Below are 15,027 nucleotides of genomic sequence, written 5' to 3'. Positions count from 1 at the left end.
CTCATTACACATCTTTTATAGTTCTACCAGAATGCCGGCTTGCACATAGGCATAGCCGTAACCATCGTGGTCTAGGAACTGGTAGCCGCCCATCAGCATAATTGACGAATAGTCGCCGTTCTTGATATCGAAACCACCGCCGGCACGCCAGAACATCTGGTGTTTCGAGCCAAAAAGGTACCCCCAGTCGCCGGTTGCTACCGGAAGAGTGCGTGACCCGATCGGAAGCCTAATCCAGACGCTTCCCGAAACAGGAATCAGGCTCACATTGTCAATTTCCTGGTAACCCGATCCCACGCCAAAGAATAGCATCTGGTCGATCGGATACCACCAATGTCCATACACGTTCAAGTTGAAATTCTTGATTTCGCTGACATGGTTCACCACTCCACCCTGTATATCCATGGTAAAGGCGTTCGCCGGAATGGCGGCAAACGCTAACGCAAACAGGAAGGCCGAGAAAAACTTTTTCATTCGTCGCTCCTTGCCTCGCGAGCCCAGCCACCGCTCTTTTCGCGTTTGAAGGCCATGAAGAACCCCTTGAGCATCGCATAGTTCATTGAAAGGAAGTAGTAGCCGCTGGGCACAATCCTGAAGAGAGCGACCAAGAAAGCGACCGTCATTGCACCAAAGAATACCTGGTAGAAAAGTCCACTAGTGAGCAAACAAGCATTGGCTACATACAAAAGAATCAAAATGTGCGGCGAGAACCAGCGCAGAATCTTATGGGAAAAGAACAAGTACGCAAGCAGAGGGTGTAGCGGATTCAGTAAGGGCAAGTAAGAGAACAGGTAGTTGAAGTTTGCACGGCCGATGCGCACCTTGCGGCGAAACTCGCCGCTTGACTCCTTGGAAGTCTGTTCCGTACCGATGGCACTTGTAACAAAAGTACAGTAGTAGCCCTTTTCAAGAACCTTGGTCGTCACAAAGAAGTCGTCCATCACACTCTTCTTGACAGGCAGTTCCGTATACAGTTCTCGGCGAATGGCGTACAGTGCGCCGTTACCGCCAATGAGCATATCGAGCACGCCTTCAAACTTTTTGATTTCCGATTCCAAATCCCAGTAGGAACTTTCACCGCGGCCAAGCGTTGAACCACTCTTGTCCGAAAGAATCAGGTGTCCGCAGGCACAACCAATCTTAGCGTCCTGGAACGGAATCACCAGCTTGCGCACCACATTCGGGAAAAACATCGTGTTTGCATCGCAGAAAAGCAGGATGTCGTTCTTTGCAATTTTGTTTAAGCGGTTGAGCATGGCTGCCTTGCCCGCATTCTTCGGGGCCTTCACCAGCGTAATGCCCTGGTCCGCATAGCGGGCGACAATTTCGGCAGTCCTATCTGCGGAGCCGTCGTCGCCAATCAGCACTTCAAGCTTATCCTTGGGATAATCCAGCTCCAGGATATTTTGAATCTTGCGCTCAATGACAGCTTCTTCGTTGTATGCCGAAATCAGAATGGAGACCGTCGGGAGATCCACATCGCCCTGTTCCGGAGACTTGCGACGCTTGAAGATTTCACTCACGAACGGGAGCGTCATCGGGAACAGCAGGTAGCAGTGCACCAGCAAAAAGAGCAGCAACCAAAAAGCGACCTGGATGTAAAACAGAGCCTGTTCGTTCATCGAGAAATCCACTCCTTTTCCTTTTCAAGAAACTGGTACAGCATATACCGCAACTCTTCGGGCGACATGGAATCCGTCACCGTCAAGATGCTCATGCCCTTGGGGGCGACTAGCACAAATGCCGGGAGGGCATGCAGCTCCCATACATCAAAATAGCAACGTTGCACCGTATTTTTTTTGCCGTCGCACACGATGGAGTCCTGAGAATCGGTGTCAAGCTTCACTGCATAGAACTTCGTATTCAAAATGGACGCTACCGTCGGATTGTTGTAGACATTCGCATCCATGATGCGGCAGGGTACGCACCAGTCCGCATACAGGTCCACAAAAATCAGTCTCGGTTCCGTTTTTGCCTTTTCAAGGGCGGCACCGTAGTCCATCCATTGCACCAAGGACTTAGGCTCGTCCTTCTGCGCGACAGGCGCATTCTTGGCAGGCACCGAAACGGCAAAAGATAACGCCAGCAGGACAAGCGACAGGTGCAGGATCTTCTTCAGACTAGGCATCAGTCGTCGCCCCCCTTTTCCGAAGAGGTTTTCAGCTTTTTAATGGGCGGGGTCACGGGCTTCTTTCCCGACGCAGCAGGTGTTTCTACCGAAGGCTGCTCGAGCAGCGAATCCAGGCGGGCCGTCACAGCCTTCTGGAACGGCACCCACTGGCGTTCGTCATTCAGGATTTCGTCTGTCTTGGCGAGGAACTGTTCGCGAGTGTAACCCGCCGCCTTCAAGGCGTCTTGGCGCACCAGGCGACCCATCGGAGAATCCTTGCCATAAGTAATTTCGACCACGCGCAGTTCGACAAACAAGTCTACGAACTTCTGGTCAACCGTAACCTCGCCGCTACAGCCGAAGAGACTTCCACAAAGCGCAAAAGAAATCAAAACGTAAAGGAGATGCCGGGACAAGCCCGGCATGACATGATCGGGGGCCACTATGATGTTTGCTTCTTTTTCGCTAAACTTCATAAGGTCCCGTTACTATTCCCTTTCTTCCAGAGCGTTTTCGAAAAGACCTTCCACGTATTCGGCCTTGCTGAAAGGCACCAGCTGGTCGATGCGTTCGCCCATGCCAATCCAGCGGATAGGAATCTGTAGCGAACTTGCAATCGAGAGCACCGCACCGCCACGGGCCGTGCCGTCGAGCTTGGTCACCACGAGGCCGGTGAGCGGGAAACTCTGGTTGAAAATCTTCGTCTGGTTGATGGTGTTCTGTCCGGTGTTGCCGTCGATCACGAGCCACATGTCGTGCGGCATGTCGGGGCTTACCTTCTTGATCACGCGGACAATCTTCTTGAGTTCTTCCATCAAGTAGTCTTTGTTGTGCAGACGGCCGGCGGTATCGATGAGGACCACGTCGCAGCCGCGGGCCACCGCAGCGTTGCAGGCGTCGAACGCCACTGCCGCGGGGTCACTTCCTTCCTGGTGCTTCACGAATTCGGCACCGCTACGCTCGGCCCAGGTTTCCAGCTGGTCGATGGCTGCAGCGCGGAACGTGTCGCAGGCCGCAATCATCACCTTCTTGCCTTCGCCTTTGAGGCGTGCGGCAAGCTTACCGATCGTGGTCGTTTTGCCGGCGCCGTTCACGCCAATCACAAGCACCACATGCGGCTTGCCCTTGAGTTCAAACGGCGGCGGGTCCTTCAAAAGGCGTTCCGCTTCGCTTCGCATAATGCCTAGCACCTGTTCGGTCGTGAGCGACTTGCCCAGCGCCTGTTCACGAAGCGCATCGGTCAACAGGAACGCCGCTTCGACGCCCACGTCGGCCTTGATCAGGTGTTCTTCGAGTTCCTCAAGAGTGTCGTCTGTAATTTTGCCTGCACCGACAATCCCCTTGAGTTCGCCCATCAAGGCGTCGCGGGTCTTGGCAAGGCCACTCTTAATGGCAGAAAAAAGTCCCATTCGAAAATTTCCGTATAATCGTTAAACGATGCTTTCGACCTTGTCGACCAGGCCGTAGGCCTTGGCCTCTTCGGCACTCATGAAGTTGTCGCGTTCCGTGTCGCGGTCGATTTCTTCCATGGTGTGGCCAGAAGTTTCGGCGAGAATCTTGCCCGTAATGTTACGGATGCGCAGCATTTCTTCGGCCTGAATCTGGATGTCACTTGCAGGGGCGACAATTTCACCGTGAATGAGCGGCTGGTGAATCATGATGCGGGCGTTCGGCCAAGCGTAACGCTTGCCCTTCGCACCCGAAGTCAAAAGTACCGCACCCATGGAGGCTGCCTGACCGCAGCAAACCGTGACCACGTCGCTCTGGATAGCGTTCATGCAGTCGTAAATGGCAAGGCCACTGGAAATCACGCCACCCGGGCTGTTGATGAAGAAATAGATGTCATCGTGGTTCAGGGAATCCAGGTACAAAAGTTCCTTCACGATGCGTTCGGCGCTTTCGTCGTCGACACCGCCCCACAAGAAAATCTTACGCTTGGAGGCAAGGAATTCTTCAGCCTTCTTCATGATCTCGGAAGGGGCGTTCTCTTTCTTTTCGTTGCAATCTGCCATAATTAATCCTTTTGTTCGGTAACAATTTAGAAATTTCAATATATTATCGTCTCGCGCGACCATATTGTCAAACGGTTTTCGCCCACTTCGACGAATTACTATCTTTGTTGGCATGGCATCCAACTCCACAAAATACCTAGTAGGGCTCGTTGGCCCCGATGTTCTTGAAGCCGCCGAAAAGGACCTGTTCCATCCGGTCAGGCTCGACCTCGACAGCTGTGGAGCAATTGAAATCCGCTACGATTTCTTCGAAGAATCGACTTGGGCCACACTCTCCGAAAGGGTGAGAAACGTCGCTCCTGGAAAGCTCCAGATCGGAACCATCCGCCTGCACCGCGACGGCGGAAAATTTCCCGACGCCCGAGCTGTCGAGCGAATCGCCCTGTGGGAAAAAATCCTTGGAGCAGGACAGGTTCCCGAATGGATCGACCTGGAACGCGACTGCCTCTCGGACTTCAAGGCGTTGAACGACGATGCACGCCCAAGGGGCGTAAGCATCCTTGTCTCGGAGCACAACTTTGTTCGTATTCCCAGCGAAGTCGAACTTGCCACTTTTGCAGACGACGTCAAGCGGGTGGGCGCACAGGGACTAAAAATCGCCGCCATGAGCAACTCCGACACCGACTGCGACCGCCTATACAAGTTCGCAAAGAAGTTCGGCAAGAAGTTCCAGATGTTTGCAGCCTTCGGAATGGGGGAAACGGGACGAGTAAGCCGCCTGTGGTCGCTCAAGGAAGGTTCGAACCTCACTTACGGGTCCATCGGGCATGCCGAAGCTCCCGGACAGATCGAGGTGTCCACCATGAGTCGCGCCTTGGAACAGTTCGACAACCTGAACTCCCAGATGGAAATTTTGGCTTTTTTGAACCAATTTTAAGGTTTTTTGATATTTTTTCGTTCCAAAAAGGATTTTTTCGTCCAAACGGCTCCTTTTTTTGCTAAATATCTATACGGAAAACTATAGAAGGATATCATTATGCGTCTTTCCGAAAGGTTTGTCGACAATTGCATTCTGATCAACTCCAAGAGTTCGAGCAAGGAAGCCATCCTGAACGAACTCGTGGACACGCTCTGCAGTGCCTACAAATTGGAACACCGCGACGAGATCTTCGATGCAGTCTGGACCCGTGAACAAAGCCGTTCCACCGGTATCGGTTGCGGTCTCGCCGTTCCGCACGCCAAGATCGACTGCGTGGACCGCATGTGCATGGCCGCCGCTACGATTGAAAACGGCCTGGATTTTGCCTCGTTCGACGGCGAGCCAGTCTACCTGATCATCCTGATTGTAAGTCCCGGAAACACGGTCGGACCGCACCTCAAGGCGCTTTCTTCGGTGAGCCGCCTTTTGGCCGACGGAGGCGTCCGTAAGGACCTGATCGCATCCAAGGACCCGGCCGAGTTCCTCACGATTCTCCGTGCCGCAGAAGACAAGTACCTCTAACGCCCCTTGACAGGAGCAAATATCTTTTCTATATTTGCTCGCACCTCGGACGGTTAGCTCAGTTGGTTTAGAGCGCTGCTTTCACACGGCAGAGGTCACTGGTTCAAATCCAGTACCGTCCACGAAAAGAAGACTCCCCGACGGAGTCTTTTTTTGTTGGGGAGATTATTTTGTTATCTTGTCTCCACCAACGCAACGATTCGTCTTTTGCAGGCATCTAAAAGGCATGATTATAACCAGAGTTCTCATCTCCGCATTCATGGCGACGACCGTTCTTACGACGGCGGGTTTCGCCGAGAGCACCTGGTCGCTCGAGGACTGCCTCAAGCAGGCAAAGAAGTCGAGTCTGAAGCTCGAGTCCGCAAAGTTGCGCGAGCAGTCCGCCGACATCTCCATAAAGCAGGCCAAGTCGGGCAACTACCCCACCGTAAGCGCAAGCATCCAGAACACGCTCTACGACCACCCCTTCATCGACAATGAAGACCACTACCGCCTGAACTTAGGCATTTCGGGATCGTATACCTTGTGGGACGGGGGGGCAAAGAGCCTGAACGTGGAATCCAAGACACTCTCCAAGGAAGCGACGGCGCTAGCCACCTTGCAGACCGAACGCAGCATCCAGGAAAGCGTACTCAACGCCTACATGAGCCTGCTCGCGGCAAACGAGAACCAGCGTACCGCAGACGCTTCCGTAGAACTTGCCCAGGCGGAATTCGAGCATTACAGCAAGCTCTTTGAAGCTGGTTCCATCACCAAGAAGGACCTGACCCAGTCGCAGTCCAACGTGCTGCAGAAACAGGTAGCGCAGCTTTCGGCACAGCTCTCGGTAAGCACCGCCAAGACAACCCTTAGGCAGCTGCTGGAACTGGACGACTCCGCCGAGTTCCAGGTGAGCGCCCCCGAAACAGGCATCGACAGTCCCGACTCGCTACCGCCGCTGCCGGCTTTCGAACAAATTAAAAATGACGCACAGAACGCCCATCCGGGGCTCAAGTCCGACAGCGTCTCCGTGCGTGCTGCGCAAAAGAACACCCAGGTCGCCGGCAAGGGCAGCTCCATCACCGTGACGCTCGGTGCAAACTCCAGCACCGGGCTACAGGCTTGGGAATCGGGCGCCTACAAGGACCAGCTCAAGTACGGCTGGCAGAACTCGATCACTCTCGGCATTAACATTCCAATTATCGACGGGGGCGCCACCGCGAACAAGGTGCTGCAGGCCCAAGTGAGCGAAACGGAATCGCAGGTGAGCCTTAAAGAAGACATGAAGACACTCGAAAACAGCATCGAAAAGCTCTACCTGAACGCCGTCAGCGCCGACATGCAATGGAAAGCGGCCATTCTCCAGGTGCAAGCGGAGACCGAAGCATTGACCGTCGCCGAAGAGCAGAGAAACGCAGGCGCCCTCACCTACACCGACTTCCTCACCCAGAAGAACAACCTAGAAAAGGCTCAGATTACGCTCACGAACGCGAAGTACACGAGCCTTCTGTCGCGCAAGCTCCTGGAACTTTACCAGGGAAAGCTGGATTAATCAAAAATAAACAACAGATGTTGCGCCCCTGAAACAAGGGGCGTTTCTTTTTGTGCAGCCTTAGCACAAACGGCCCTCTTAAGCCGCAAAGGGCCCAAAATTCAAAGTTGGCACGCCTTTTGCTATTAGGGGTGTGAAGACAAAAACAGGGCTCCAAGCCGAGGCAAACCGCCAAAGATTGGACCCACATCCAAAGAGGTTAAAATTATGACACAGTTTATTCCGAGCACTTTCTACGGCATCCAGAACTTCCTTGACAACTTGAACGCCTGCAACGCCCAGAACGAATGCAGCTACACGCCCAAGGCCGACTACTACGAAGTCGACAATGGCTTCATGCTCGAAGTCGAGCTCCCGGGTGTGAAAAAGGAAGACTTGGATGTCCAGGTCGAAAAGAACATCATCACCGTCAAGGCAACCCGTGCCCGCAAGGAAAGCAAGTGCACTTACGAGCGCAGCTTCCGCCTGACCGACGACATCGACACCGAAAATATCAAGGTCTCCCTTGAAAACGGCGTGTTGTCATTCCAGCTTGCCAAAAAGCAGCAGGCAGCCGCCCGTAAATTGACGGTCGACTAAGCCCTAAAACGGGGCCAAAACGCGAAAATCGTGTAAAAATTTTCCAATCATAGCACTCCTTAAACAACAAAAAGGGCTCTGCAGAGCCCTTTTTGCGTATTTTTCAAGATTTAGCGTGTAAACAATTTTTTATTGATAATTAGTCAACAGTTGTCCTATTTCTATTTAGATTAAACAAGCCCGTAGAAGATATTTTTGGGGATAAAGGAGTTAAAAATGGGTAAACATATTTCCAAGCTGTGCACAACAGCATTTTTCGCAGCACTTTGCGGCACTGCCTCAGCCTACACATTGACAGGCACCGTGAGCGATTCAGACAGGGCCCCTATCGTTGGAGCCAAGGTTTCCTTGACAAACCTGAATCAGAGCACAACAACCGACGATAACGGAAAGTTCACGATTCACGAAGACGAAGAGGACATGGCGATCCGCGCTGCACAGAAGCCCGGGAACTTCAGCCTGAATAGCGGCGTCCTGAGCTTTACGCAGGGCAGCAGCAGCCCGGTGCAGGTAAAGGTTTTCGACATGATGGGCAACCAGGTTTTCAACAAGGTTCTGCAAGGTTCCGGTTCCATCGACTTGAGCGCCGTAGTCGAAGCGCAGGGTACCTATCTCGCCCGCGTCAAGCTCGGAAGTACGCAACAGACCATCCGCTTCAACGCAAGCGGCAACTATTCCGGTTCCTTCGGTGCGGCTAGTTCGAGGGCCCTTCTCAAGGAAGTCGCTCCGGGCGGCGAACCGCTCCAGGTCACCGCAGACGGCTTTGACACCTTGGTCGTAAAGCTTTCGAGCCTCGACACGAATGTCGAAATCAAGCTCACCAAGAGTGCACCAACCGAAGAACAGTTTACCTTCGGCTATGCGCTCAAGAACGCCCCGCGCAAGAGTAAGGGTTGCGGCAAGGATCCCGTACTCAAGGGAACCAAGCAGTACCAGTGCCAAAAGAAGACTTGGGACAACCCGTGGCCCAACGCATCGGTGGACTGCAGCGCCCAATTGTTCGAAATCAACGGACGCGAATACTACGTGACCTTCCCCCAAAATTACGATAAGAACAAGCCCTACAAGCTCCTTTTCGCAAACCACTGCATGGGCAGTTCAGCAAACCACATGGCTACCTGGGTTAGCGCAGACCGTGACCACATTTCTCCGTACTACGCACAGAAAGCGCAGGACACCGAAGGCAACTACATCTTTGTCGCTCCGCAGGGCAATGACAACGGTACATGGAACGGTGAAGAAGACCACAAATTCATTCACCAGTTGCTTACTCACCTAGAAGACAACTACTGCATTGACACGACCCGCGTCTTTGCAACAGGATTCAGCTTCGGCGCCATGTTCACCAATTCTCTCTCTTGGGAAATGCAGAACAGACTTCGCGCAGTCGCCGTCTATGCGGTCGCCGCCTATAACATTTGGCTGCCTAATTATGGGAAAGGCGCATATCCGAAGCAGAACCTGCCAATTGCCTGGATGGCGGTCCACGGCAAGCAAGACAACATGTGCAATTACAACAGCGCAAGAGATAGTGCCCTTGTAGAAATCCTCAGGCACAACGGAAAGGCTGACGCAAACGGCAACTTCACCGATGCAAGCGCTGAAAAGTCCCAGCTCAAGGAATACACCAACGGCCAGCACGTCTGTTACGACTTCACGACGGTTGACCCGCGTTTCCCCGTGAAGTTCTGTAGCCACGGAGCCGACCACCAGTGGTCTGCAACGGACAACGGGGACAACTCCAAGTCTTGGGTTCCGGCACTTGTTCACGAATTCTTCGAACAGTTCTAAAGTTACCTACACACACTCCAACCAAAAGGGTTCGCCATCACGGCGAGCCCTTTTGTAGAATGCAATATTGCAAAGATTGGGCGCGAGCGGTCTTATGTGAGCCATAAATGCCTCGTATTAACGAGGCGTATTGGCGAGAGCGAGCGCTCGGGGGACGTACTTAGTCCGATTGGGCGCGAGCGGTCTTATCTTATATAAGTTTTTCGACACGGGAGCAGAGCGACTCGGCCTCTTCAGCCGTCGGAGCTTCGGCAATCACGCGGATGACAGGTTCAGTATTGCTCGCGCGCACATGCACCCAGGACTTCTCGTGACCAAGCCACAGTCCGTCGCGTTCGTCCATTTCCCAGCCGGCAAATTCCGCCTTGACTTTCGGGAGGATGTCGGCCACCTTCTTGTCGCCCAGTTCGAACTTCTTCTTGGGCATCGCGTAGGATGGGTTTTCGGCGACAAACTTTTCGGGGCCGCCATTATGATGAGCCATCCAGCTGAGCACAAGGGCTGCCGCCACCAAGGAATCGCGGCCGTAGTGGAGCGCCGGGAGAATCACGCCGCCGTTGCCTTCGCCACCAATGACGCAACCCTTTTCGATCATCTGCAAGCTCACATTGATTTCGCCGACTTTTGCGCGGCTAAATTCGCAGCCGTACTTTTTGGCGACATCCTGGTTCATGCGACTTGTAGACAAGTTAACGCAAACGCTTCCCTTCTTCTGGCTGAGCACTTCTTCGGTCGCAATGGCAAGCGTGTACTCTTCGCCAATGCTTCTGCCAAGTCCATCAACCAGGGCACAGCGGTCCGCGTCGGGGTCCACGGCAAAGCCGACGGCACAGCCGTTATCCTTGACGGCCTTGCGAAGGTCGCCCAGGTTTTCAGGAATCGGTTCGGCGCCACGCGGGAAAGTTCCGTCGGGTTCGCAATGCACACGCACCACTTCGCAGCCGAGCTGTTCCAAAAGACGCGGCACAATATAGCTGCCCGCACCGTTCACGGCATCTACCGCCACCTTGAATTTCTTTGCGCGAATGGCCTCGACATCCACGAAGGGAATCTTGAGGGTACCGTCCACGTGGACGCCGTCGGCATCCTTCATGAATTCGTACTTGCCCATGCCACGGTAATCGGGATACTTGAAATTGTCGGCATCGGCCAGTTCAAACAGTTTCTTGACATCGTCGGGTCCCAAGAACAGTCCCTTGTTGTTCAGGAACTTGAGGGCGTTCCATTCAAGCGGGTTATGGCTTGCGGTAATGATGATGCCCGCATCGGCCTTGAGCTCGGTCGTGAGGATTTCAACGGAAGGAGTCGTCGAAAGACCGACTTCTACAACATCGACGCCCGACAGACGACAGATGCCCGCGACAAACTGGCTGATAGCGTCGCCCGTCGGGCGGCTATCGCGACCGATGACCACGCGCTTCGCCTTGGTTATCTGCAAAAAGGCACTGACATGACTCTTAAGGACCTGGGGCGTAAGGGTATCTCCCACGATTCCGCGAATACCCGAAATAGAACGCATGAGCTTTGACATAGAAATCTCCAATTTTACCATAAAATACAAAAAATGGAACCCACTCTTCGTTTACTTCTCCCAAAAAGCCGTTTTAGAACGTTTCCTATACAAATTATATTGATTTTTTCTTTTTTTTGATTTATATTAAAGATGGGGTGAATATGCAGCAGACTTTTGAACTAGCAGCCGTCTATGCGACCAATATATTTGGCATTGTCCTGATTGTCGTGTTGATGATTGGGAACCTTTGGCGCTTTCGTGAAAAAGGGGCGGAAAACGCATATCTTCAGCTCATATTGTTCTTTGCATTCTGCAGCTGCGTCCTTGACCCCATCGCCTACACGGCAGACGGACATCCAGGGACATGGGCACGCATCGTCGTTTACGGCAGCAACGCCCTGCTTTACATGAGCAACCTGTTCAGCCCGTTTTTCTGGCTGCTTTTCCTCGCCGACCACCTCAGCTACCGCTTCTCGATTATCCATAGGAACATCCTTGGCATTGCCGTGATCGCAGGCATCGTCATCGTCATCCTGAACAACTTTGTACCGATCGTCTTTGACGTGTCCGCCGCCAACATTTACTCCCGCAAAGGCGGCTACTGGCTATACATCGCCATCGCCTACGGGTTCCTGCTGGACAGTCTGATTATCTACTTAATCTGTAAGAGAAAGGGCGGCGTCCTTAAGACATTCCCCATCTGGATCTACTTCTTCCCCCTGATTGCAGGGACACTCACCCAATCCTTCGTCTATGGAATTTCAGCCATTTCGCCCTGCGCTACCATTTCTATTGCAGGTGTGTTGGCTTCGTTACACAGTGAACGGATTTTCAGGGATAAGCTTACCGGCGCCTACAACTACGCCTACCTGGACGTACTTGCCAAAGATTACAAGAAAAAGAAGGACCTGCAGGTCACGGGACTTCTCATCAACATCAACGGTTTCAAAAACATCAACCAGAACTACGGACGCTTCACAGGCAACAAGGTCCTAGCCAAGATGTCCAAGATCTTGAGCCGCGTCGTCGGCGAAATGGGAATTATCCTGCGGTACTCTAGCGACGAATTCATCGTGTTCATCAACACGCAGAACGAAATGGCGGTAAGCATGTGCATTACCCGCATCAAGTCGAGCCTTACCGAAGTCAACACCTTCAGCACTTCGTACAAGCTTTCCGCCTGCATCTGCAGCCAAAGCTACAACCCGCAAAAAAGCATGGACGACTTCATCGACGAAATCACCAGATCCATGCAGGAAGAGAAGACCCGGTACTACACGCAGCTGCAGTACAACCGCCGCGACGAAATGGAACACTAGCCCGCTACTTAAGAGCAGACATTATCTCTTCGACAGAATTCACAACGGTCTGGCGATTGTTCCAGATGCGGACAAAAGTCTTGCCGTAGTGTTCCAAAACAACACGGTTGTCCAGGATAAGCACCTTACCCGAATCTTCATCGGAACGAATCAGGCGACCCAGTCCCTGGCGCAGTTCCATGTAGGCTTCAGGAACAAAGAATTCCTTGAAGGCGTTCTTGCCCTCGGCCTTCAGCTTGTTCACGATTCCAGCCACCAGCGGATCCACCGGATTCGGGAACGGAAGCTTAGGGATAACGAGCAGCTTCAGGGCATCCCCGGGGAAATCAACCCCCTCCCAGAGACTCTGGCAGCCAAGCAGGCAGGCTCCGCGGGACTTACGGAACATGGCGACAAGGCCATCGAGGGCTCCATCGACATGCTGGCAAAGGAGCAACTTGTTCCTTTCTGCAAAAATCGGGGCAAGGGCCGCCTGCGCCTTCATCATCGCCGAAATACTCGTGAAGAGGACCATCGTATTTTCTTCCACTTCCGGGAGTACCGCGCAAAGGGTTTCGTTGACAGCATCGTTGTATTCAGGCACCGAGGGTTTCGGCAGATACTTGGCGACAATCATCGAGCAGCGGTCATCCTTGCTCGTAGAATCGCTGTAGACGCGCAGGAACGGCGCTTTCTTGCCATCTAGTGGCATACCCATCTTTTGGACATAGTAGGTCAGGTCTCCCTGCACCGAGAGCGTCGCCGAAGTGAACGTCGCCGACTTGATCCACGGATAGAACTTTTCCTTCCAAGGGCTGCTCGCCTCAAGTGGGCAGGCATGCAACTTGATCGTATGCGGATTGAAGGGATCTTCCATAAAGAAGGTCCAGTCTTCGCGGCCAGCCTTCACCAAGAACTCGAAGTCTTGCAAGAACCGAGAAAGTTCCGTCATGCGGCCATTCAAGTCGGAGAGCAGACCCGCGAGCGGCTTCTGTGCGGCAAGGGATGCCCCAAGATTTTCCGAAAGCTTGAGCGCATTTTGCCCCTGTTCCAAAAACGCCGCCGGATCAGCATCGTATTCAGCCATGATTCCCGAGACATAGGTAAAGCCGTTGCGCTGATTCTTCTGCTTGGCAAGCTTCTTGCCAATCTTCATGAAGAACCGGTGCAGTGCCTTCTCCGTTTCCATCAAGGTTTCGGACAGGTTCACGCAAAGGGCAAGGAGTTCCGTTTCGGTGGCGGGGATCCGCACCTGAATTTCAGAAAGGAGGCCATCGGAGTTCAAGCCGCTTGGGCCACGCGAAGGCACAAGAGTCTTGACGATATTTCTCAAGGCAAAGAAAGAAACGGTGCGACCGAAAGCCTGACGGCTCACCTGCGGAAGCTTGTGGGCTTCGTCGAAGACGATGTGCTCGTAAAGCGGAAGCAGTGCAAAATCCACCGACATGTCTGCAAGGAACAGCGAATGGTTCACCAGGAGCAGGTTGGAGTTCATGGCACGACGCTTGGCGGCCATCGCAGGGCACTTGATGTAATGGGGGCATTTTTCACCAAGGCACGACTTTGCAGAACTCGAGATCTTTGACCAGAGCACACGATTGCGGACCTGGCTGAACGAGTTGCACTCATTCACGTCACCGGTTTCTGTAGAAAACACCCACGGCACGATCGCCATGAAGGAATCCCTTTCATCTGGGAGTAGCAGGTTTGCCGGGGCATTCAGGACTTCCTCGAACTTGCGAAGGCACAGATAGTTTTCACGGCCCTTCAGCACGGCAGGTTTCAGTTTTCCATCGAACAGTCCTTTTACCAGCGGAATGTCCTTTTTCCACAATTGTTCCTGCAGTGCCCGGGTCGCGGTGCTTATCACCACACGCTCGCCCGACACCGCCTTGCAGGCCGCAGAAGCCAAGTAAGCAAGCGACTTGCCAGAGCCCGTCGGGGCTTCGAGCACGCAAAGGCCGCCCTTGTGCATGTTGCGCTCCACCACCGAGGCGAAATCCTGCTGGTTGTGGCGCACCTGGTAATTTTCAATTTTTGTTGAAAGGAGGCCGCCTTCCTTAAAAAACTCGCTTACGCGGGGCGCCCTCTCCTTGACAGGGACATCTTCGAGCGGTACATCCGGAAGCCTGTAGGCGGGCAACTCGGAAGCAGGCTCCGACTCCTTCCAGAGCAGCGACCAGTCCGAACCCCTGGCAATCCGAGCAAGGGCATCCACAAGCCACGGGTCCGAATTCTGAATCTTGTCGATCGCCATGACGAACAGCTCGCCACACGCAATCGCATCGGGGAGAGCCCTGTGCGCGCGGCTCCGTTCAATGCCGAGTTCCTGCACCAAGGTATCCAGGCGGTGGTTCGGCACATTCTGATAAGCGATGCGCGAAACCGTCAAGGAATCCCACACCGGATGGTTCTCAAACGAGATGCCCACCTTGGCAAAAGTCTGCTTCAGGAACTTGGAGTCAAACATCGCATTGTGCGCGACGATAGGCAAGTCGCCTATGAACGAATAGATTTTTTGAGCTACGGCAGCAAAGGGTTCCGCATTTTCAATGTCGGCATTGTAGATACCGGTCAAGTTTTCGATAAAAGGACGAAGCTGCGCGTTGACAGGCTTCACCAGGTAATCGACCGATTCGCTCTCGACCCCGTTTTCAAAACGAACGAGAGCCACCTCGATGATTTCATCCTTTTCGAAGTCGAGGCCCGTCGTTTCAAGGTCAAGCGCAACAAAAGATTTATTTTCCATCTG

General features: G+C 53.3%; 14 protein-coding genes and 1 tRNA gene. 7 read left to right on the top strand and 8 right to left on the bottom strand.

What is annotated here, in order from left to right:
- Positions 1-15: 15 nt before the first annotated feature.
- From ACKI61_RS13095 to ACKI61_RS13070, 6 genes are read right to left on the bottom strand one after another with little or no spacing between them, the layout of a single operon-like run.
- The gene (locus ACKI61_RS13095) at positions 16-474 is read right to left on the bottom strand and encodes a hypothetical protein (RefSeq protein ID WP_407458119.1); all 459 of its coding nucleotides are present in this window, start codon (positions 472-474) and stop codon (positions 16-18) included.
- The gene (locus tag ACKI61_RS13090; RefSeq protein ID WP_298768250.1) at positions 471-1,622 is read right to left on the bottom strand and encodes a glycosyltransferase family 2 protein; all 1,152 of its coding nucleotides are present in this window, start codon (positions 1,620-1,622) and stop codon (positions 471-473) included. The genes ACKI61_RS13095 and ACKI61_RS13090 overlap by 4 nt, the downstream gene beginning before the upstream one ends.
- Positions 1,619-2,128, bottom strand: a complete 510-nt coding sequence (locus ACKI61_RS13085) for a thioredoxin family protein (RefSeq protein ID WP_407458118.1) — start codon at positions 2,126-2,128, stop codon at positions 1,619-1,621. Before ACKI61_RS13085 ends, ACKI61_RS13090 begins: the two co-directional genes overlap by 4 nt.
- Positions 2,128-2,586, bottom strand: coding sequence for a hypothetical protein (locus ACKI61_RS13080; RefSeq protein WP_407458117.1), 459 nt, complete (start codon positions 2,584-2,586; stop codon positions 2,128-2,130). The genes ACKI61_RS13085 and ACKI61_RS13080 overlap by 1 nt, the downstream gene beginning before the upstream one ends.
- Before the next feature lie 12 nt (positions 2,587-2,598).
- Positions 2,599-3,519, bottom strand: a complete 921-nt coding sequence (ftsY, locus tag ACKI61_RS13075; protein ID WP_407458116.1) for a signal recognition particle-docking protein FtsY — start codon at positions 3,517-3,519, stop codon at positions 2,599-2,601.
- 21 nt (positions 3,520-3,540) lie between these two features.
- A complete protein-coding gene (locus ACKI61_RS13070; RefSeq protein ID WP_073056695.1) occupies positions 3,541-4,122 on the bottom strand; it encodes an ATP-dependent Clp protease proteolytic subunit in 582 nt (193 codons plus the stop codon).
- A 112-nt stretch (positions 4,123-4,234) separates the two neighbouring features.
- On the opposite strand from ACKI61_RS13070, the gene ACKI61_RS13065 reads away from it, so the two are divergent.
- The 6 genes from ACKI61_RS13065 to ACKI61_RS13040 all read left to right on the top strand — a co-directional run bounded on the left by ACKI61_RS13065 (position 4,235) and on the right by ACKI61_RS13040 (position 9,464).
- A complete protein-coding gene (locus ACKI61_RS13065) occupies positions 4,235-4,999 on the top strand; it encodes a type I 3-dehydroquinate dehydratase (protein WP_407458115.1) in 765 nt (254 codons plus the stop codon).
- A 99-nt stretch (positions 5,000-5,098) separates the two neighbouring features.
- A complete protein-coding gene (locus tag ACKI61_RS13060) occupies positions 5,099-5,563 on the top strand; it encodes a PTS sugar transporter subunit IIA (protein WP_173566346.1) in 465 nt (154 codons plus the stop codon).
- Between the two features lie 47 nt (positions 5,564-5,610).
- A tRNA-Val gene (locus tag ACKI61_RS13055) sits at positions 5,611-5,685 on the top strand.
- 104 nt (positions 5,686-5,789) lie between these two features.
- A complete protein-coding gene (locus ACKI61_RS13050; protein ID WP_407458114.1) occupies positions 5,790-7,094 on the top strand; it encodes a TolC family protein in 1,305 nt (434 codons plus the stop codon).
- Between the two features lie 207 nt (positions 7,095-7,301).
- Entirely contained in the window at positions 7,302-7,673 is a 372-nt protein-coding gene (locus tag ACKI61_RS13045) for an Hsp20/alpha crystallin family protein (protein ID WP_407458113.1), read from the top strand.
- Between the two features lie 216 nt (positions 7,674-7,889).
- Positions 7,890-9,464, top strand: coding sequence for a carboxypeptidase regulatory-like domain-containing protein (locus ACKI61_RS13040; RefSeq protein ID WP_407458112.1), 1,575 nt, complete (start codon positions 7,890-7,892; stop codon positions 9,462-9,464).
- 190 nt (positions 9,465-9,654) lie between these two features.
- Here the strand turns inward: ACKI61_RS13040 and glmM are convergent, their stop codons facing one another.
- Positions 9,655-10,995, bottom strand: a complete 1,341-nt coding sequence (gene glmM / locus ACKI61_RS13035) for a phosphoglucosamine mutase (protein WP_407458111.1) — start codon at positions 10,993-10,995, stop codon at positions 9,655-9,657.
- 143 nt (positions 10,996-11,138) lie between these two features.
- On the opposite strand from glmM, the gene ACKI61_RS13030 reads away from it, so the two are divergent.
- Positions 11,139-12,296 carry a diguanylate cyclase domain-containing protein gene (locus ACKI61_RS13030; protein WP_407458110.1) on the top strand — a complete coding sequence of 386 codons (1,158 nt, stop codon included), beginning with the start codon at positions 11,139-11,141 and terminating at the stop codon, positions 12,294-12,296.
- 4 nt (positions 12,297-12,300) lie between these two features.
- Here the strand turns inward: ACKI61_RS13030 and ACKI61_RS13025 are convergent, their stop codons facing one another.
- Positions 12,301-15,024, bottom strand: a complete 2,724-nt coding sequence (locus tag ACKI61_RS13025; RefSeq protein ID WP_407458109.1) for a helicase C-terminal domain-containing protein — start codon at positions 15,022-15,024, stop codon at positions 12,301-12,303.
- Positions 15,025-15,027 lie beyond the last annotated feature (3 nt).

It is taken from the genome of Fibrobacter sp., assembly GCF_045601785.1.
Lineage (GTDB): Bacteria > Fibrobacterota > Fibrobacteria > Fibrobacterales > Fibrobacteraceae > Fibrobacter.
Note: the sequence above shows the minus strand (reverse complement) of the source record. Positions and strands in the feature narration are given on the sequence as shown.